The sequence below is a fragment of the Pseudomonas sp. NFACC39-1 genome, assembly GCF_900110355.1.
Classification (GTDB): domain Bacteria; phylum Pseudomonadota; class Gammaproteobacteria; order Pseudomonadales; family Pseudomonadaceae; genus Aquipseudomonas; species Aquipseudomonas tehranensis.
This window is the reverse complement of record NZ_FODL01000003.1, coordinates 237,903-257,600: the sequence shown is the minus strand read 5'-3', so window position 1 is coordinate 257,600 and position 19,698 is coordinate 237,903. Positions and strand designations below refer to the sequence as shown.

Annotated in this window: 15 protein-coding genes; 4 read left to right on the top strand and 11 right to left on the bottom strand. The window is 56.9% G+C overall.

Annotated elements, in window-relative coordinates; genetic code table 11:
- The first annotated feature begins 55 nt into the window (after positions 1–55).
- A complete protein-coding gene (locus BMY45_RS07965; RefSeq protein WP_092396367.1) occupies positions 56–619 on the top strand; it encodes a cytochrome b in 564 nt (187 codons plus the stop codon).
- 264 nt (positions 620–883) lie between these two features.
- On the opposite strand, the gene BMY45_RS07960 is transcribed toward BMY45_RS07965, so the two are convergent.
- The 4 genes from BMY45_RS07960 to BMY45_RS07945 all read right to left on the bottom strand — a co-directional run bounded on the left by BMY45_RS07960 (position 884) and on the right by BMY45_RS07945 (position 5,932).
- Positions 884–2,140, bottom strand: coding sequence for an MFS transporter (locus tag BMY45_RS07960; RefSeq protein ID WP_092396365.1), 1,257 nt, complete (start codon positions 2,138–2,140; stop codon positions 884–886).
- Positions 2,141–2,170: 30 nt separating this feature from the next.
- A complete protein-coding gene (locus tag BMY45_RS07955) occupies positions 2,171–3,223 on the bottom strand; it encodes a M28 family peptidase (RefSeq protein WP_177193330.1) in 1,053 nt (350 codons plus the stop codon).
- Between the two features lie 252 nt (positions 3,224–3,475).
- Positions 3,476–4,858, bottom strand: coding sequence for an MFS transporter (locus BMY45_RS07950; RefSeq protein WP_092396361.1), 1,383 nt, complete (start codon positions 4,856–4,858; stop codon positions 3,476–3,478).
- A gap of 114 nt (positions 4,859–4,972) precedes the next feature.
- Entirely contained in the window at positions 4,973–5,932 is a 960-nt protein-coding gene (locus tag BMY45_RS07945) for a LysR family transcriptional regulator (protein ID WP_092396359.1), read from the bottom strand.
- Positions 5,933–6,050: 118 nt separating this feature from the next.
- Between BMY45_RS07945 and BMY45_RS07940 the strand changes: the two genes are divergently transcribed.
- Positions 6,051–7,232 (top strand): fumarylacetoacetate hydrolase family protein, encoded by a 1,182-nt coding sequence (locus BMY45_RS07940; RefSeq protein WP_092396357.1) that lies wholly within the window; start codon positions 6,051–6,053, stop codon positions 7,230–7,232.
- A 47-nt stretch (positions 7,233–7,279) separates the two neighbouring features.
- The gene (locus tag BMY45_RS07935; protein WP_092396355.1) at positions 7,280–9,064 is read left to right on the top strand and encodes an IlvD/Edd family dehydratase; all 1,785 of its coding nucleotides are present in this window, start codon (positions 7,280–7,282) and stop codon (positions 9,062–9,064) included.
- Positions 9,065–9,108: 44 nt separating this feature from the next.
- On the opposite strand, the gene BMY45_RS07930 is transcribed toward BMY45_RS07935, so the two are convergent.
- From BMY45_RS07930 to BMY45_RS07910, 5 genes are all read right to left on the bottom strand, one after another.
- Entirely contained in the window at positions 9,109–10,455 is a 1,347-nt protein-coding gene (locus BMY45_RS07930) for an MmgE/PrpD family protein (protein WP_092396353.1), read from the bottom strand.
- A 17-nt stretch (positions 10,456–10,472) separates the two neighbouring features.
- Positions 10,473–11,666, bottom strand: a complete 1,194-nt coding sequence (locus BMY45_RS07925; protein ID WP_092396351.1) for a CaiB/BaiF CoA transferase family protein — start codon at positions 11,664–11,666, stop codon at positions 10,473–10,475.
- Positions 11,667–11,717: 51 nt separating this feature from the next.
- Complete coding sequence (locus BMY45_RS07920; RefSeq protein ID WP_092396349.1) at positions 11,718–12,716, bottom strand: tripartite tricarboxylate transporter substrate binding protein; 999 nt, start codon at positions 12,714–12,716, stop codon at positions 11,718–11,720.
- Positions 12,717–12,926: 210 nt separating this feature from the next.
- Complete coding sequence (locus tag BMY45_RS07915) at positions 12,927–13,814, bottom strand: LysR substrate-binding domain-containing protein (protein ID WP_092396347.1); 888 nt, start codon at positions 13,812–13,814, stop codon at positions 12,927–12,929.
- Positions 13,815–13,967: 153 nt separating this feature from the next.
- Positions 13,968–15,218 (bottom strand): OprD family porin, encoded by a 1,251-nt coding sequence (locus BMY45_RS07910; RefSeq protein ID WP_092396345.1) that lies wholly within the window; start codon positions 15,216–15,218, stop codon positions 13,968–13,970.
- A gap of 757 nt (positions 15,219–15,975) precedes the next feature.
- On the opposite strand from BMY45_RS07910, the gene BMY45_RS07905 reads away from it, so the two are divergent.
- Positions 15,976–16,818, top strand: coding sequence for an IclR family transcriptional regulator (locus BMY45_RS07905; protein WP_367616229.1), 843 nt, complete (start codon positions 15,976–15,978; stop codon positions 16,816–16,818).
- Between the two features lie 43 nt (positions 16,819–16,861).
- Here the strand turns inward: BMY45_RS07905 and BMY45_RS07900 are convergent, their stop codons facing one another.
- Positions 16,862–18,028, bottom strand: a complete 1,167-nt coding sequence (locus BMY45_RS07900; RefSeq protein WP_371913917.1) for an AbrB family transcriptional regulator — start codon at positions 18,026–18,028, stop codon at positions 16,862–16,864.
- Positions 18,029–18,196: 168 nt separating this feature from the next.
- Positions 18,197–19,690, bottom strand: a complete 1,494-nt coding sequence (locus BMY45_RS07895; RefSeq protein WP_092396343.1) for a tripartite tricarboxylate transporter permease — start codon at positions 19,688–19,690, stop codon at positions 18,197–18,199.
- Between the last annotated feature and the right edge of the window lie 8 nt (positions 19,691–19,698).

The following is a 19,698-nucleotide window of genomic DNA, read 5'->3' as shown; positions in this document are numbered from 1 at the left end:
GGGTGGTATTCAACCGTGCATTTTCGATGTCTTGTTGATCAATGAAGAGGCTGCGATGAACGCCATAAAACAAGCGACAGTTGATCGATATCCAGCATCCCTGCGAGTGTTGCACTGGGTACGCGCCGTGCTTATCGCTGGCCTCCTCTGGGCCGGCTGGTATATGACCGGCATGGACGATGAAGTGGCGAGCAAGTACGAGCTCTATTACCCATGGCACAAATCCTTTGGCGTGCTGGCGTTTCTGCTGGTCCTGGTTCAGATCGCCCTGCGCCTGCGCACCCCCAGGCTCCCGTTGCCGCCGGAAACATTGGCCGCCCATGAGCGTTTTTTGTCACGCTTGGTGCAACGTGCCATGTACGTACTGATCGTCGCCGTACCGTTGATGGGATACTCAATGTCCAGCACCTACACAATGAGCGACGGCGTGTTCTTTTTTGGCGTCAACCTTCCCGAACTCCTGCCGAAAAATGACGACTGGTTCGCCGTCTTTCAATGGTTGCACAAGGTCCTCGCCTATACCCTGCTCGGGCTGATCGTGTTGCATGTCGCGGGCGCCCTCAAGCACCGGGTCTTCGACCGCGATCCTCGCAACGACGTCCTGCGCCGCATGCTTTGATTGGATGAGGCGTTGGCGCAAGACGCGGTGCCGTGGGTGCAGACCAGAGACATGAAATGACAGAGGTTGCCGATTCCGGATAACGGGCCCTGGCCCGCGCAACTTGAAGCCCAAGCGCAGGAACATCAGCATGCTTTTCGCTCGCCTCACGATCCAATGGCGAACCATCAGCAGCGGTTGGTGGGACATTTTCGAACGTGAGGGCAAGTAACGTCTCAAGCTGAGGCGTGAGTTCAGCCCGAGACGTACTCTACATGCCCATGTTCAGACGACCTCACCCTCAGGCACGGGCGAGGCATTGGGCGGTGAAACGCGGCTTGGCGTGGAGGTCTCTGGCATGACCAGCAGCAGTCCAAATGCCAATGTCGCAATCGCCGCCAGCGTCAGGAACGCAGCGCTGTAGCCCGCACCTTGCACCACGAACCCGGCCAGGCTGTTGCTCAACGCGGCACCGAGCCCGAACACGGTCGACAGCACACCGAGGCTGACATTGAAGTGCCCAGTGCCCTGGGTCAGGTCCTTGACCACCAAGGGGAACAGCGCGCCAAACAGCCCGGCGCCGATACCGTCCAGCAATTGCACGGCCACCAGCCAGTAAGGGTCGTCCGAGAGCACGTATAGCACCCCTCGAATCGGCAGGATCAAAAAGCCCGCCAGAAGCAGCGGTTTGCGTCCCCAGGCATCGGCCTTGATACCGACCAGCCAGGCCATGGGCACCATCACTAATTGAGCCGCGACGATACAGGCCGAGGTCAGCGGCGTGGCCAAGTGCGCATTGGCCAGGGCGAGTTTCTGGCTGACCAAGGGCAGCATTGCCGCGTTCGCCAGGTGGAACAACCCGCAGCACATGGCGAACAGCAATAGCGTGCGGTTGTCCAGCAACACGCGCAACGTCGAGGGCATCGGCCCCTGGGTCGACTGACCGGCCTCGAGCCCCCTTGCCACGTCATGGTCGATGGCCTCGGCCGACACGCAACTGACCGCCACGATGCTGGCCAAGGCCATCGCCGCCATCAGATAGAACACCGCGATAGGGCCGAACAACCAGGCGAACCCGCCGGCCAGCAACGCGGCACAGGCGTTACCTGCATGATTGAAGGTCTCGTTGCGCCCGGTGCGTCGAGTAAAAGCCCTTGCACCGGTGATACCCAGGGAGATCGCGGCAATGGCCGGGGCGAATACCGAAGCCGCCACGGCGCTGACCGCCTGGGTCAATGCCACCAGGCCGAACGAAGAGGTGAATGGCAGCACCAGGCAAGCCAGCGTTACCAGCAATGCCGCAGCGGCCACCACGGTGCGTTTGCTGCGAACCCGGTCGATCAATGCACCTGCGGGCGCCTGGGCAACGAGCCCGACGATCGCCGCCACCGTCATTACCACACCAATGCTGGCCGGCTCCCAACGGTGTACCGCCAACAAATAGATCGCCAGGTAGGGACCCAAGCCGTCGCGTACATCAGCGAGGAAAAAATTCAGGCTATCCAGGGAAAGGTTGTTACGCCGATCAAGATTTCGATCCACATAGGCCTCGGCAAGGGCATTGGCCCCATCTCATTGCGTCGGATACAACAGGTATTCAGTGAGTGTCGCGGCACACGCGACAATACCTTCATTGAGCACCATCTCAAACCCATGGGTGTTTTCCGTCGGTATCGCGATGCAACCTGCCCTCGCGGCAACCCCGGAGCTCATGACCGCGCTCGCATCGGAGGCAAAATCCACCAGCAAGGCCACCTGAGGGTGATACCCCGAACGCTGTGCGGCTTTTATGAGCGCATCCACGACAGAACGGGTGTAGTACCCCTTCTGGTCACCGGTGTTGATAATCGGGTCGGCGGACAACACCGTCCCGTATTCGTCCAGGACCGGCCCCACCTCCACTGCGACAGTGGTGTCTCCCGGCACGCGTGAGGCCGCATACAGCGCACCGGCATTGGATTCCTCCTCAAGCGTCGTACAGACAAACCAGACGTCTTGTTGAAGTTCCTGCCGACGGTTCCTGATCTGCTTCGCGGCTGCAATCACGGCTGCCAGTGGCGCCCTGTCATCCAGGAAATGGGCGGCGACGGCATCATTGACCAGGAACGGCTGGCGCCAGTGTTGGCTTAGGACCACACGGACCCCGGGCCGGACGCCCGCCTCGGCCAACGCTTGCGGCGACCGTCGGGTGACGACGTGCACGTCGCTCCACTTCACCGCGCCGGAAAGAACATCGCGGCCCTGCGTAGAGCCGCCACTGTTGTGCATGGAACCGTAGGACAGCACACCCGGCAGACAGTCGCTATCGCCCATGATTTCCACAGGACAAACGCCGAAGCAAATGGGCTGGGCGCCGCCCAGCGCGACCACTTCAAGATTTCCGTCGTCCCTGACTTTTTTCACGATCATGGCAATTTCATCGAGGTGGGCCATGACCCGGATGGGCTGTGCTTGCGAAGAACCGCCCCGAGCCTTGATCAATCCCCTGACATTACCGGCTTCATCAACACTGGCCTCATCGCAATATTGGCTCAGCTCCCTCAGACAAATCTCGCGCACTTCGTCTTCTTGCCCGCCGGGACCGCGGGCGAGAAGCAATTGCTCGAGCAGGGGCTGAATTTCCATTGAGGGCATGAGGTACTTTCCTTTCACGACACGTCAAGTCGTAGACCGTATTCCCTTGCCGCCTGTTCAGTTTCCTTCAGCAGCTTGTGTACGCTGCATCGGCAACCGATGCAGGTAGCGCCCCTCATGAGCAACGAGTCCAGCCGGATCAATCCGCCTGCACCGTCACCTGGCACTGTCCTCCCAGCCCCGCGGTCCCCAGACGCATGGTCTGCCCCGCCGCCGTGACCAATACCCGTTTGTGCTGCATGCTCATGCGGTTTCCAGCTTCGCCGCCATGGATGCGTCTTTCGGCGTCCTGCCGAGCATCGACGCGGGGATGGCCAGGATCAGCCCACCACTGACCAGCAGACACAAGGCCAGCACATAGGTGCCATTGTTGATGTTGCCCGTGAGGGTTTCCGCCACGGCGGTGATCATCGACCCGGTGAACCCTGACAAGTTGCCGATGGCATTGATCATGCCGATACCGGCCGCCGCGGCGACCCCCGACAGCACCGTGCCAGGCAGGGTCCAGAAAATCGGCATCAGGCTGAGAATCCCCGAAGCGGATACGCTCAGGAAGAGCACGGACAACACCAGGTTGTCAGCGAAGAAGGCGCTGAGGATCAGACCGACGCCACCGATGAAGGCCGGAATGGCCGCGTGCAGGCGCCGCTCCCCGGTGCGATTGGAGTGGCGGGCGTTGAGCAGCATCGCCACGACTGCCACCGAGTACGGGATGGCGGTCAGTAAACCGATGTGCAAGCTGTTGGTGATACCGGTGCTCTTGATGATCGAGGGCATCCAGAACGCCAGGCCGTAGAAGCCGGTATTGAAGGTCAGCAGAATCATCACCAGCAACCACACCCGAGGGTTGAAAAACACTTCACTCAGCCGAGTGGCCTTGCCCTGGTTGTCGGTTTGCAGATTGGCCTTGAGCAGGGTTTTTTCCGCTGCGGACAGCCATTTGGCTTTGTCGATGTTATCGGCCAGACAGACGATCACCACAAACGCCATGATGATCGAAGGGATGCCTTCAATGAGCAGCATCCATTGCCAGCCGGACAGGCCTTGCACCCCTTGCATGCTGTTCATCAGCCAGCCGGAGAGGATGCCACCCAAGGTCAGACTGACCGGCAGTGCCAGCAGGAAGCCGGACATCACGCGGCTCTGCCGATGGGTCGGAAACCAGTAATTGAGGTAGAGAATCACGCCAGGGAAAAAGCCCGCTTCGCAGATGCCCAACAGGAAACGCAGCACGTAGAACATCGTGCTCGATTCGAGATGGAAGAAGGCCGCCAGCGGCACGGTGTAGGCCACGGCCATGGAGATCACCGCCCAACTGAGCATGATCCGGGCGATCCAGAACCGTGCGCCAAAGCGATGCAGCAACAGGTTGCTGGGGACTTCGAAGAGGAAGTAGCCCCAGAAGAACATACTGGCGCCCAAGGCATACACGGTGTTGCTGAATTGCAGCTCGTTGAGCATATCGAGCTTGGCGAAACCGATGTTCACCCGATCCAGGTACGCCGCCATGTAACACAGGAGCAGGACTGGCAGGATGCGCCAGATGACTTTGCGATAGGTTCGGTCTTCAAAATCAAGTTCACTGGCTTGCGATTGCGCGGGTAAATGCTCGGAGACGGTTTGCATGAGGTCACCCCTGGGCATGTGGGCATGCCTGATTGTTTTTATTGAGTGGGTCACTCTACTGGCGTGATCTGATTCTTTCCCAATGGCATTTTTGGATTAACTGATAACTTCGGGTTATCGAGTAGCTGGATTGGATGACTCATTGTGGCGGGCGTTTTCCTTGAGGATTTCCGCAAACTCCAGGGCCGCCCCCGTCAGTTGCTCATCCTTGCGCGTGAGGATGCCGTAGTCCTGCGGCACCAGGTGCAACGGGGTGTCGAGGGTTTTCAACTGGCCGCTTTCGAGCAGCGGATGAACCATGGCGTCGGGCAGCATCCCGATCATCGGCCCACGTTGCAGGACCTGGAGAAAAGTCTGCATGGAAATGGTATCGATGGTATTGCGCGGCATCCCAACCCCGGCCTCGGCGAAGGCCAGTTCCATGCGAGCGCGAATGGGCGTACCGACCGGATAGAGAATCCACGGCAAGTCCACCAGTTGCTGCAAGGAGGTGGGCCCGGCGTTCGCCAGCGGATGACGGCTATTGACCACAATACAGAACGGTTCCGGCGCCAGGGGCTGGAAGTCATAGCGCTGCTGCTGGCTTTGATCGGTAAAACGGGCCACTGCCAGATCGAGCTTCTTCTCCTCGAGCATCTCCATCAGGTGATTACTGGTCTGCTCCACCACTTCAATCGACAGCAACGGCCAACGCTGTTTGATTTGCAGGATCGCCTCGGGCAAGGCCACCGCCGTCGCGGCAAAAATCCCACCGACCTTGAGGAAGCCGTGACCGCCCTCGCGCAGGCTGCTGATTTGCTCGACGAACGAACGCGCGTCATTCAAGGCGATTTGCGCATAACGCAACACATGCTCGCCCAACGCCGTGGGCGGCATGCTTCGGGGCAGTCGTTCGAACAACGTAAAGCCGAGCAGGCTTTCGATTTCCTTGAGCATCTTGCTGACGGCCGGCTGGCTGAGGTTCATCTGCTGCGCCGCCAAATGCATATTGCGGGTGCGCCCCAAGGTATCGATCAGCAGCAGATGCCGAAATTTGAGCCAGCCGCAGAAGCTGGAAAACGACAGATCCGACATGGGCATTCCTCTCTGATCAGCAATAACCTAGCGTTATCGAATACTGAATATATCTCATTGGAGTTTATCGACCGCCCACCCTAGCGTGAAAGCACTACAAAAATCAGGAAGCCTCTCCATGTCGCCATTGCTTACTCCCGAGAACACCCTGCCGGTCGATGGGGTGACCGGTACCCTGATTGGCCGCGCCTGGGTGCCTGGCCGGATCGCCGGGCCTTCGCCAATCGTGCTGCGCAGCGACGGCGTGTTCGACCTGTCGGATCGTTTTGCGACGTTGAGTGACTTACTGGAAACCGAATCGCCACTGGCCGCCGTGAGGCAGACACCTGGCATCTTCATCGCCAGTGTCGAAGCCCTGCTGGCCAACACAGGCCCTGACGCCAACCCGTCCAAACCGTCGTTGTTGCCGCCCGTGGATTTGCAAGTCATCAAGGCCGCCGGCGTGACCTTCGCCGCCAGCATGATCGAGCGGGTGATCGAGGAACAGGCTGGCGGCGACTCAGCGAAAGCCCAAGCCGTACGCGCCACCGTGCAAAGCGTTATAGGCGACAACTTGCGTTCGATCGTGCCCGGCTCGGAGCAGGCCATGCGCCTGAAAGCCTTGCTCATCGAACAGGGCATGTGGTCGCAGTATCTGGAAGTCGGCATCGGCCCGGATGCGGAGATCTTCACCAAGGCACCGGTTCTCGCCGCCGTCGGCAGCGGCAGCCGCATCGGCATTCATCCCGGCTCCCAATGGAACAATCCGGAGCCGGAAGTGGTGCTGGCGGTGAACAGCCGCGGCCAGATCCACGGCGCCACTTTGGGCAACGATGTCAATCTGCGGGACTTCGAAGGCCGCAGCGCGCTGTTGCTGAGCAAGGCCAAGGACAACAATGCGTCCTGCGCCATTGGGCCGTTCATTCGCCTGTTCGACGAGCACTTCAGCCTGGATGATCTACGGGCCTGCGTGGTCGATCTGCAGGTACAAGGCGAAGACGGTTACCGCATGCAGGGATCGAGCTCCATGAGCCAGATCAGCCGCGACCCGCAGGACCTGGCGGGCCAGACGCTCAACGCCAACCACCAATACCCGGACGGTTTTCTGCTGTTTCTCGGTACCCTGTTCGCCCCCACAGAAGACCGAGATCAGGCCGGCGGCGGGTTTACCCACAAACTGGGTGACCGGGTCAGTATCAGCAGCCCGTTGCTTGGCAGCCTGCATAACCAGGTGACCCACAGCTCTGACGCCGCACCCTGGACCTTTGGCGTGAGCGCTCTGCTGCGCAATCTCGCCTCCCGGGGGTTGCTCGCCCGCTGACGCAGAACCGTTTGCCGATTCGCCTAATGACAAGAGAGAAATGAATCATGACCGACACGCCAAAACGCCGACTGCGCAGCGAACAATGGTTCAATGACCCTGCCCACGCCGACATGACCGCCCTGTATGTCGAACGCTACATGAACTACGGGATGACGCGCCAAGAGCTGCAATCGGGACGCCCGATCATCGGCATCGCCCAGACCGGCAGCGACCTGACGCCCTGCAACCGTCATCACCTGGAGCTGGCGCAACGGGTCAAAGCCGGTATCCGTGATGCCGGCGGCATTCCCATGGGGTTCCCGGTGCATCCGATCGCCGAACAGTCGCGCCGCCCCACCGCGGCGCTGGACCGGAACCTGGCCTACCTGGGGCTGGTGGAGATCCTCCACGGCTACCCATTGGACGGCGTGGTGCTCACCACTGGTTGCGACAAGACCACCCCGGCCTGTCTGATGGCCGCGGCAACAACCGACCTGCCGGCCATTGTCCTGTCCGGCGGTCCGATGCTCGACGGTCACCACAAAGGCGAGTTGATCGGCTCCGGCACCGTGCTCTGGCATGCGCGCAACCTGATGGCCGCCGGGGAGATCGATTATGAAGGTTTCATGGAAATGACCACCGCCGCATCGCCGTCGGTGGGTCACTGCAACACCATGGGCACTGCCCTGTCGATGAATGCCTTGGCCGAAGCCCTGGGTATGTCGCTGCCCGGTTGTGCGAGCATCCCAGCGCCCTATCGCGAGCGCGGGCAAATGGCCTATGCCACCGGCAAACGCATCTGCGAGCTGGTACTGCAGGACGTACGTCCCTCACAGATCATGACCCGAGAGGCCTTCGAGAACGCCATCGCTGTCGCCTCGGCACTGGGAGCTTCGAGCAACTGTCCGCCGCATCTCATCGCCATCGCGCGGCACATGGGCGTCGAACTGAGCCTGGATGATTGGCAACGGATCGGCGAGGACGTGCCATTGCTGGTCAATTGCATGCCGGCGGGCAAGTACCTGGGTGAAGGCTTCCACCGGGCCGGCGGCGTCCCGGCGGTCATGCATGAACTGCAAAAAGCCGGGCGTCTGCACGAAGACTGCGCCACGGTCAGCGGCAAGACCATCGGCGACATCGTGCGCAGCAGCCTGACCAGCAACGCCGATGTAATTTATCCCTTCGACACCCCACTCAAACACCGTGCCGGGTTCATCGTGCTCAGCGGCAATTTCTTCGACAGTGCGATCATGAAGATGTCGGTGGTGGGTGAAGCGTTCCGCAAGACCTACCTGTCCGAACCCGGTGCCGAGGATAGTTTCGAAGCCCGCGCCATTGTGTTTGAGGGACCGGAGGACTATCACGCCCGGATCGACGACCCGGCGCTGGACATCGACGAGCGCTGCATCCTGGTCATCCGCGGCGTGGGCACCGTGGGTTACCCCGGCAGTGCCGAAGTGGTGAATATGGCCCCGCCGGCCGCGCTGATCAAACAGGGCATCGACTCCCTGCCCTGCCTCGGCGACGGTCGCCAGAGCGGCACATCGGCGAGCCCGTCAATCCTCAACATGTCCCCTGAGGCAGCGGTGGGAGGCGGCCTGGCCTTGTTGAAAACCAACGACCGCCTGAAAGTGGATCTGAACACACGAACCGTGAACCTGCTGATCGACGAGGCCGAGATGGCCCAGCGTCGGCTTGAATGGACCCCCAACATTCCGCCGTCGCAAACGCCTTGGCAGGAGCTTTATCGGCAGTTGGTGGGCCAGCTATCCACGGGGGGTTGCCTTGAGCCTGCCACGTTGCATCTCAGAGTGATTGCCCGCAGCGGTGAGCCGCGCCACTCTCACTGACGAAGGCAAGCCGGTTCGTTGACCCACTACACGATTCCCGGCCATTAGGTGCCCAGCCTGATAGTGCCTGGTGGGACGTCCCCGTAGAGTATTGTCTGGCGTAAGGCACTGAGCTGCGCAGGTGAGAGAACGGATCCGGCCAGCTCATCGAACTTGGCAACCAGCTCCTCATCCGACAGCGGATCCTCTGGATCTCCTTTTCGGGTTTCCTGGAAGTGGTTGATTTGGCGCCCATCCTTTAGCCGCACGTGAAGCCGTGCCATGCGTTTTTTTGGATAAGCGGCTGCCAGTTCTGCATCCTCGGTGACGGCCACTTTCTGCATCAGTGAGTGAATGTCGGAACGCGCTAAAACGTCAGGCGAAAACGCAGCCAGACGGACACCGCCAAGCAATAACTGCGCAGCGATGCAGTACTGGATGCTGAAGCGCGCCTCTTGGGCGGATTGGGGATCCGCACGGTTGCACATCTGATAGGTGGCGGTGTACCCGTCTACACGGATTGAGTCGATATCGTCGGCATCAAAACCTTCTGTTCCCTGCAAGAGCTTCAGGCCGTCGAGTGCTGGGAAGATATGCCCGCAACAACCATGATTCTTGACCGTCATGCGCGTAATAGGCGTCCACTCCCCCACTCCCTCGAGGGCCGTTAGCCAGTCTCCACTGGAGACGCTGGTCGCAGCCGCGAAGCCCTGGTCACCATGAAGGCTGTCCAGAGAAGCCGTCACGCCATTAGCGGCGGCGATACCCGCGAGGATACCGGCATCTGCTGCATGGCCGGGGTGTAGCGCCTTCGCCATACCGCCGTCCTGGAGATTCTGCTGGTGTCCACCGGCAAAGCTGCTCGAAAGGGCAATAGCATGCGCGATTCGATCCGCATCAGCCCCCAGGATCATGGCGGTCGCCACTGCGGCACCTATCGTGCCCACGGTCGAGGTGGTATGCCAGTAACGATAGTGGCTGGGTTGAATAGCCAGGGAGATCCGGCATCCGACCTCATAGCCAGCGATGATCGCGCGATGGAGTTGCGCAAGTGACACGCCTTTATCCTGAGCGACGGCCAGCGCGGCGGAAACGGTCGGACTGCCCGGGTGATACCCGCCATCCTTAAAGATGTCGTCAAATTCGACCGTGTGGCTAGCAGTGGCATTGAGCAGCGCAGCATTTCGCGCAGAACCGAACTGACCGTTCACATAGCAGATGGCATTGCCCTGCCCAAGTTGGGGGGAAAGGGCGTCAGCCAACAGCGTTGCTGGTGGCAATACACAGCCAGGTAACGTTGTGGCAAACCAATCGAGGATGACGCGGCGTGTCGCCCACGTCACGTTTTCGGTCAGGTTGCAGCTTTGCCAACTCGCCGCCGCATTGGCCAGCACCTTAATTGGATTGGTCATCGAGGTCCCCTTGACAGTCAATTGACGACCCCCGCTTCTCGCAACGCTTCAATCTCCTCGTGCCCGTAGCCGAGTTCTGCAAGAATTTCGGCGCTCTGAGCACCTACGGGTTGCGGTGTAAGGGTGATCTGCGCAGGGCTGTCGGACAGACTGAATGCCGCCACTGGAACCGTCAGTCCATCGACTGCACCGGTCCCGATTGCGTGTCTATGCAGCACATGTCGACTGGCAACCTGGCTGTCCGAAAGAGCTTCCTCCAGGCGGCGAATGCGAGCAGCTGGGATGCGCCTTGCCTGTAAAAACGTCTCCCAATAATCCGCTGACATCGTACCGATGATTTTTTTCAGCACCTGCGCCTCTTCCGCATGCGCATCCAGGCGTTGATTGTTATCGGTCTTGATCATGTCCTCACGACCGAGTGCCGTCCATAGACGACGCTGTTGATTGAGGTTAGAGGCACCGATCATCAGCGGGGCATCGCTTGCCTGATAGCAGCCGATCGTTGCAAATGGGAAAGTATTGCCCTTCTGCTCCGGATGCTTACTATTCCAGAGGAATCCGGTGAGGTGAGAGCTGGTCAATATCAGTGCCACATCGAGCATGGAAACATCGATAAACTGGCCCTTTCCTCCATTTCGTTCCCGCTGAAAAAGAGCGGTCGCGATTGCATACGCAGCGGTCGTGCCCGTCGCATAGTCCACAACAGGCGCCCCTGATTTCAAGGGTCTGCCATCGCCGTGGCCGGTCATCGACATCATGCCGGAAAAAGCCTGGATCACATTGTCATAGGCTGTCTGCTCCCGGCGGGGTCCGGTCGAACCAAAAGCCGAGATAGAGCAATAGATCAGCTTAGGGTTAAGCGTTGACAACGCCTCGTAACCCAACCCCAGCTCATCAAAAGCACCCGGGCGATAATTTTCCACAAACACATCGGCAGTAGAAATGAGCCGTTTCATCGCCTCGCGTCCCTCAGCAGTTTTGAGGTCTAGGGCCAATGTCTTTTTGTTGGACGCCTGGGCCATGAAGGCAGTACCCATGCCCATATCGTTCAGCGCGCGATCAGAGCCCTGCATGCGCGCTTGGTCAGGGTCATTAGGTGACTCGACCTTGATCACTTCAGCACCCAAGACTGCCATCTGATAGCTGGCAAAGGGACCTGCAAGTACATGCGTCGTATCCACGACACGAATTCCATCAAATGCTTTAGCCATGAATCCTCACCCACTTATCACTCTCTGGCGACCCGTTAAAACCCTGCAACATCACTGAATATAACCGGCGGCTTTAAGCTGGGTTTGTGCGATATCCGTTACGCGTTTGACAAAATCCGTGTACTCCTTTGGGCCCATCCAAGAGTCCACGACACCGGCATTGCGGGCATAATTCTGGTACTCCTCTGAGCGCATCGCCTTGTGAATAGCATCCGCAATCTTCTGCTGTGTCTGCTTTGGAATATCCGCAGGTCCAAACACTCCACGAACCTGCAACCAACTGGTATCGACTTGATATCCTTGCTCACCAAAGGTCGGCACATCAGGTAGCCCAGTGAGACGTTCTTCGCCCAGCACGCCCAGGCCGACCAAGCGACTTGCATCAAAGAAGGAACTTACGGCGCCTAGATTGGAGACGCCGACATCAATGTGCCCCCCCAACAGCGCAGCAACAATATCCGGGGTGGAGTTAAATGCAATCCAATTAAACTTTACACCCGCGGCCTTCTCCAACATCGTGATGCCAATGCTCTGCATGGAACCCGCTGGCCCAAAACCACCCACATTGACCTGCCCATTGTTGGCCTTGGCCAGCGCCACGAGGTCATTCAAGTTCTTCATGTCGGAACCCGACTTGACGAACAGTAAAATCGCGTCTTCCTGTGTCGAAGCTATCCAGGAAAAATCATCAATGGCGTATGTCCCCTTGAGATTCGTAAGCATGCTTGTAAAGTGCGACAACGTGTTGACACCGAGCGTCAAACCATCTGGCTTGGCGGAGAGAACTCGCGTCATCTGTGCTGCACCCCCACCACCCGGTGCATTGATGACAATCACTTTCTGACCAATCTCCGGTTCTAAAGTCTTTGCCAGTGTTCTGATGAAGACATCTGCACTGCCACCCGCCGCCGTGTGCATGACCATGTTCACAGGGCCACTGGGCCAGTTGCTTTCGGCCCGTGCGACGTCAACGCCACAGAACATTGTCACGGCAGCAAGCGTGGTTGCACCCAGGCAGCGGCGAGCGCTCTTTAGAGTTTTACTTAGCATCTTCTGACACTCCGACGATTTTATTTTTTTAGTACTCGATATGGGGCCGATCCCTGAACTAAGGCTCCCAAAAAACAACCCAAAACGGTACTGACGATTTGTCAGCCAAAGGCGGCGTTTATATTGGGCAGGCTTGCCAGCCACGAGAGAACATCAACGAATCGTCGCGGCACTACGAATCGGCGATCAGTCATTCCACAGCATTGATTATTAATCCGTCATCGCCAACAGCTCTCGCATCCACGAAAGGAACTTCAGCAATGGCTCAGATGGGCGCATTTTTCGCGGCCATGTCAGATAATAACTCTCCCCGGTTTTATAAGTATGTTCGAAAGGCGCGATAAAACTTCCATTTTTAATCTGACGCTCGACAAAGGCTTTGACGGCGATGGCCATCCCAATATTCATCGATGCCGCCTCGTAAGCCAGCGCCGAATTATCAAAGCGAATACCTGTATCGGCATCGACGCCCGCATTGATCGATGAAAGCCAACTTGCCCAATCGTTTGGACGCGCCATGGAGTGAAGCAGACGTATGTGGGAAAGATCCTGCGGCGCTTCGAGCTTCGCGGACTCCATCAACATCGGCGAGCAAATGGGGATCAGCTCAATATCGACGAGCTTTTCCGCGTGCAGGTCAGGCCAATCCCCATGGCCCGAACGAATCGAGGCATCAATGTTTTGCGTTTCGAAATCCACCGGAGCCAACGAAGATGAGAGCCTGACTTCAATCAATTCGTTGGCATCATGAAAGTTAGCCAGCCGGGGAATCAGCCATCGCTGCGAGAAGGTGGTATAGGACTGGATGGAAAGAATATTCCTTCTTCCTCTGCGTGAAACTTTACGCGCCGCGTTACTGATGTCCTGGAAAGCGTGAGTAATTCCCTCGTAAAGTTCCTTGCCTTCCCGCGTCAGCTCGATCCCCCTGTGCAAGCGTCGAAACAGGGCGACCCCAAAATACTCCTCAAGTACCCGCACCTGACGACTGACGGCCACCTGCGATACATTCATCTCTTCTGCAGCAGTTGTCAGGCTACACAGCCGGGCAGCGGCCTCAAAAGCTCTCAAAGGGTTCAGCGGGGGAAGTGGATATTTCATTCAATCACCAGAAAACGCTGTCAGTATTCCAAATAGGAAAAACTTCTTCATAGCCCTAAGAGCAACACTCATCGTTAAAGATATCAGCCGCGTTAAATCAACCACCTCTACAGCACTTAAATGCATCGAACCGGCTCCATGAGCAGGTCCGATTCAGAGGAGGTTGAGCGGGTAACTAACGATCACTCGAGCATCGTTGGCGTCACGGGAGAAGTCAGACCGATAGGTAGCACTGCGCAAGCGCATGCCCAGCCCCTTTAGCGCCCCACTCTGGATCACGTACTGCAACTCGATATCGAGTTCGCGCTCACCAGCTGAGTCGGCGCCCCGGACATCCGCACCACTGCCTCGCAGGTAACGAGTCATAAAGGTCAGGCCGGGAATACCGACGTTAGCGAGGTCAAAGTCGTAGCGTAGCTGCCAGGATTGCTCATCCTTTTCAGCGAAATCACCGATCTGAACAAAGTTGACCAGGAAGGGGTTGGAACCCGCCACATAGGGAAAAGCCGAGTCGCCCGACATCAACTGGTAACCAACACCCAGCGAATGTCCGCTCAATTTGTATGTACCCATTGCGCTGAATGCCCGGTTGTCGATGGCTCCCCCCTGTGCCGACCCTTCATCGTCACTCAGGAAAAGGCGGATATCACTGTTGAACGCCCCCCAATCTCCCTTGCGCCGGTCGGTAATACCAAAGAACTGTTGCCGATAGATATCCTCGAAGCGAGCGTATTGGTAACTGAGGTTAGTGGTCTTCAGAAACTGATAGGTGAGCCCCATCACATCGAAGTCCCCTCCATCCAGAGACCCGCTAAACCGACGGTTTTTGTTATTGAGCGCCAAGCCTTCGTCGCCAGTCTGATCGCGTTGAACGGTGCGCTGGATTTGCGCCCCCGTGAACTCAAGCCCTTTCAACTCTCGCACCTGGAGTTGCATCCCTTCGAAGATTTGCGGTAGCAGGCGACCATCGTTAGCCTGCAGCGTGGGCCACTTGGGCAACAGGGTCCCAACCTTGAACTCGCTATTGGAGGCACGCAGCTTGAAGGTACCACCAGCCTTTGAGTAGGTATCAGGCACCTCGCCGTCATCCTGCACCGGCAGAAGCCCAGTGCCAGCCCGACCGGGGCTCGAATCAAGCTTTACACCGAGCATACCAATAGCGTCAAAGCCAACACCGATCACTCCAGGGGTATAGCCAGACTCGTACCGCAGAATAAAACCTTGGGCCCACTCTTCTCGCTGTGACTGACCGCTCCCCTCTCTGAAGTCACGATTCATGTAGAAATTTCGAAGTTCCAGCGAGGCTTTGCTGTCATTTAAAATGCCTTCTGCGAAGACCGATGGAACACTAGCAGCAAGTCCCGCTCCTACTACACACAAGGGCATATTTTTTATTAGCGTCATTGCAAGTACCTAAAAAGGACCGGACACCACAGCCAACCGCAGAACCGGTCAAGGGTGGGCGGAGGAGAACTAAGGGAATTACTCAGCAAGCCGATACCCGACGCGCCCACTCGCACGCGCATGGTGGCTGGCTAGAAATTACCCATTTAGGATCAATTCAAATAGGCGACTGCGTTATTTGAAGTGATTATTAATTATTATGGAGCACAGGCTTATCCGGAGACAAAGAGCCCATTAAATTGATTATTGGATACTTGACATAACGCCAGATAATATTTATTACGACTCGATCATCACAGGCGAGCGCCAAGCAATATGTAATTGCCGAGGAGCGCCGCAACGGCGCCTTAAGATAGGGAACTTTCATAGAGACCTATTTGTTGTTATGAGTCTGAAATGAACGTTCATCGATTATGCAATCGAAATTCGAATGGTCAACCAAGCTGTTCCACTCCTTGGAACAGCAAGGCTGTGCGGGCATCAGCTCATTTGGGGATTCAGGCCCCACCCCGCCTGGGTGCAGCATGGGGTTTGATCCAGTCAGCCGGTGCCCGGTTCCCACTTGGGGGCGCTGTTCAAGCGAGCTGCTCCTTGACGCAATTGAGCGACCATGCGTTGATGCGGCGTTGCAAAAAAGGGGGTAGAAACGAGTCACGGCCGCAATAAGCCAGCCCAAGGTTGCGCCGTGCCGGTGTCGATGATTTGCCGCCGTGCGCCTTCCGGCAGTACCGCTCTCATCCGAAACCCAAAGAGCGCCATGACGATGACCACCAAACAACTTTACGCATTGGCAGAGGCCAGCAACGGAGCAACGCTCGCGGGAATTCCCGGTCAAGGCAAGTCAACGCCAAATCGGTCCCTGGAGCGCGGCCTGGATTTGTTAAGGGCTTTCCGTCCGGGTAGTGAATACCTGACCAACGGAGATCTAAGCGAAAGGACTGGCCTCTCCAAGTCGACCGTTAGCCGCCTGACACAAACGCTGGTTCGTGCAGGTTTCCTGGACTACGACCCGGTCAGTGGTGCCTACCGGCTAGCATCTTCCTTGCTAAGTCTGGCGCACACCCTGTATCACGGAAGCTCTCTGGTGCGGGTAGCGGAACCGCTGATGCGTCAAGTCGCCAGGCAACTGCAAGTGAACGTCGGATTAGCAGCCGCCGACGGCGACGAAATGGTTTATATAGAGTCGATCAGGTTAGGCGCGCGTAAGTCTCCGCGCACCGTGGGAACAGGGCAGCGTCTGCCCATAGACCTCACCGCACTGGGACGGGCTTACCTATCAGTCCAGGATGAGGTTCGACGCGGGGCGCTGCTGGAACATTTCAGAGCACGGCGATGCGCTTCCCGCTGGGCAGAGTTGAGCAGAGAAATCGACGATGCCATTCAAAGCGTTATGTGCCATGGCTATTGCGCAGCCTCCTGGCAGCCTCAAGTGGTATCAATAGCCGCCCCGCTTAATCTACCCACTTATCGCACCCATGCACTCAATATCAGCCTGTCAACCAACGAAAGTATCGACAAGGTGATCGCGCGCTATTCGGGGCCTCTACTTGAGTTGACCGAGACGATCAGGAGCCAGTTGAGCGACCAGAATGATGTATGAAGCTCAACAGCGTGCCACCTCTCTCCAGCGTTTTCGCCACTCGTCAGGACGAACGCCCTAACTCAAACCTTCGAGCCACTGCGATGAACCAATGAACGCCCGGCATGAATATGCAGATCCGCACAATCTGAAATGAAACAATTACAGCAACATTGTAGCCAAGGAACTGCGCAGTCAATGCCATTTCAGTAACCCCTCCAGGCGCAGCGCTGAGCAACATGACCTCCCATGGAAAGCCCGACAGAACAGCAAACGCAACTGCCATCAAGCTTGTCAATAACAGGAAAAACAGCATGGAAATGACAATGGAGAGTGTCAGCCTGACTTCCAGAAATAGATCCTTGGTAAACACGGAGCCCAACCAAGTACCAAGAACAACTTGAGCTGCAGCCATGATCAACGACGGGTAAGGAGCGACATGAAGACCACTACTGGATACGGCGGCAGAAACCAGTAAAGCGCCGAAAAAATAAGGGTTTGGTAACCTGAGAAGTCGAAACAGCATAGCACCGGTCAAAGCAGAAATGGCTAACAACAGAACGCCACCCGGATCAAACTGACCCACCCCTCCACTACTTCGCTCAGCATTTCCTGGCCAACCATCCATCACATACAAAGCGATCGGGACTATTACCACAACGCTCGCTATTCTAATGGTTTGCGACAGTACCACCACTGCCTTATTCAACCCGAACCTTTCCGCGATCACAGCAGCCTCTACCGGACTGGTGGGAATCGTGCACAGCAATGCTGTTGAATAATCAAGGCGTGTAAAGCGTTTAAGCAATAGTGAAACAAGCAGGGCACTCAGACCTGTAAGGACAGCCAATCCAATAATAGCGAGCCCCATCTCAAAAATAACGGCCAACGCTTCACTGGTAAATGCCAACCCCACGGTAGAAGCAATTATCATTTGGCCACAGGGCCGGATTTTAGCCGGAACAGCCGCTTTCATCAAACCGCTAATATAAAGAAACGCCGTTAGCATCAGTGGGCCAATCATGAACGGCAGAGGCATCCCAACCTCAAGAAACACCCACCCCACACCAAAGCAGAGAACATACAGCAACAGCAACCGGGAAACACCAAAAATATTAACCCCCATCACAACACCCTCAACTTTAGCCCGCGTCATTACCCATCGACCCAGAATAAAACATGTACAAAAGCTTCCCAGAAAAATAATCGTGATGTATACAGCAACCGCCACCCGTCATCGGTAGAAATCGAAAGCAGCCTTCACGCGCAAAACAGCCCGACACAGCAAACCTTGATCGGCTTGAGGTATCGGGCCGTAAAGCCTCACTCTGTCCAAACTTCCATAAAAGTTTAAACTTCACGATCACCTGACAACGCTGTTATTTTTACTTAACATCCATTACACAAGGCGTCCGCGACTGAACTTATCACGCAGGAACCGTACGGCAGGCGTCGCAAAAGAAAGCACTGCAACCGCCAACAAGACCAGGGTCAGCGGGCTACTATAGAAAACATCATACTCACCATTGGAAATAACCAGCGCTCGACGGAAATTGGTTTCGAGCATCTCCCCAAGTACCAGAGCCAGAATGATAGGAGCCAGCGGAATATCAAGCTTGCGCAGGACATAGCCGACGATACCGAAGGCCAGTGTGACGTAAACAGGGAACATTGAGTTTTCGGAAGCGTAGGCTCCCATCAGGCAGATCACCGAGACCGCAGCCGCAATTGCCGGACGAGGGATATCAGCCACTTTCGCCCAATACCTCGCCCCTGCCAAGCCGATGAAAATCATCACCGGCACACTCATCCAAAGCGCCGCTATAACGGTGTAGGGAATCTCTGGATTAGTCGTGAACAGCAAAGGACCCGGCTGAATACCGTGAATCATCAGGGCACCGATCATGATGGCGGTTGTCGGAGAGCCCGGAATTCCCAGCGCAAAGAGCGGCGCAAGCGCACCCGATACCGCGGAATTATTAGCAGACTCCGCTGCGGCGATCCCTTCTAGACTACCTTTACCGAACTCATTGGGCGTTTTTGATACTTTCTTGGCTACGGCGTACGAAACGAATGACGCAATAGAGGCTCCAGCGCCTGGCACAACGCCGATGACATAACCAATAATAGAGCTTCTCAGCAAGTTAAACTTCAGCTTCCCAAACGTTTTCAAAGGCACTGCAAGGATGCTGTTCACCGGATGGCTCTTGGTCTTGGCAGAAGGCCCTGCCTCTACCATAAAGATAACTTCCGAAAGTGCAAAAAGACCTAACAACACCGGCACCAGTGGAAAGCCTTCGAAAAACTCAGGGTTTGGGCTGAAACGGGGAGTTCCCGTCTGCGAATCAAGACCAACCGTCGCAAGCGCCAGACCAATGGCCATCGCAATAGCGCCTTTGACAGGCGCACCATTCGACAGGGTAGATACAAGGCTCAACCCCACCAGGGCCAACGCAAAATAGGCTGTAGGCCCAAAGTTCAGCGCGAATTCCGAGAGTGGAACGGCTGTCAGGAACAACAGCACCGCACTGATGAATATGCCAATACCCGATGAAACTATTGATATCGTCAGCGCAACCCCAGCCTTGCCTTGTTGGGTTAGCGGAAAGCCATCCCAAGAGGTGGCGACTGCAGCCGCAGTCCCCGGCGAGTTGATCAGTATCGCAGAAATAGCTCCACCGTATTCAGCAGCAGCGTAGAGAGAGACCAGGGTTACGATGGATACAAGAGGATCAAGGCTATACGTAAATGGAATCAACAAAGCAACACCGAGACTCGGACCCAGCCCCGGGAGCGCACCAATCATATAACCCAGTAGTGCCCCCACAATTAAACCGACCAGCACCAGCGGGTCGGCAAAAGCCAAAAACCCGATCAATAGATTATCAAACATGGTGATAC

What these genes read in the sequence shown, in the direction of transcription:
- BMY45_RS07965 (WP_092396367.1), top strand. Translation starts at nt 56, where the DNA reads ATGAACGCCATAAAACAAGCGACAGTTGATCGATATCCAGCATCCCTG.
- BMY45_RS07955 (WP_177193330.1), bottom strand. Translation starts at nt 3,223, where the DNA reads ATGGAAATTCAGCCCCTGCTCGAGCAATTGCTTCTCGCCCGCGGTCCC.
- BMY45_RS07950 (WP_092396361.1), bottom strand. Translation starts at nt 4,858, where the DNA reads ATGCAAACCGTCTCCGAGCATTTACCCGCGCAATCGCAAGCCAGTGAA.
- BMY45_RS07945 (WP_092396359.1), bottom strand. Translation starts at nt 5,932, where the DNA reads ATGTCGGATCTGTCGTTTTCCAGCTTCTGCGGCTGGCTCAAATTTCGG.
- BMY45_RS07940 (WP_092396357.1), top strand. Translation starts at nt 6,051, where the DNA reads ATGTCGCCATTGCTTACTCCCGAGAACACCCTGCCGGTCGATGGGGTG.
- BMY45_RS07935 (WP_092396355.1), top strand. Translation starts at nt 7,280, where the DNA reads ATGACCGACACGCCAAAACGCCGACTGCGCAGCGAACAATGGTTCAAT.
- BMY45_RS07930 (WP_092396353.1), bottom strand. Translation starts at nt 10,455, where the DNA reads ATGACCAATCCAATTAAGGTGCTGGCCAATGCGGCGGCGAGTTGGCAA.
- BMY45_RS07925 (WP_092396351.1), bottom strand. Translation starts at nt 11,666, where the DNA reads ATGGCTAAAGCATTTGATGGAATTCGTGTCGTGGATACGACGCATGTA.
- BMY45_RS07920 (WP_092396349.1), bottom strand. Translation starts at nt 12,716, where the DNA reads ATGCTAAGTAAAACTCTAAAGAGCGCTCGCCGCTGCCTGGGTGCAACC.
- BMY45_RS07915 (WP_092396347.1), bottom strand. Translation starts at nt 13,814, where the DNA reads ATGAAATATCCACTTCCCCCGCTGAACCCTTTGAGAGCTTTTGAGGCC.
- BMY45_RS07910 (WP_092396345.1), bottom strand. Translation starts at nt 15,218, where the DNA reads ATGACGCTAATAAAAAATATGCCCTTGTGTGTAGTAGGAGCGGGACTT.
- BMY45_RS07905 (WP_367616229.1), top strand. Translation starts at nt 15,976, where the DNA reads ATGACGATGACCACCAAACAACTTTACGCATTGGCAGAGGCCAGCAAC.
- BMY45_RS07895 (WP_092396343.1), bottom strand. Translation starts at nt 19,690, where the DNA reads ATGTTTGATAATCTATTGATCGGGTTTTTGGCTTTTGCCGACCCGCTG.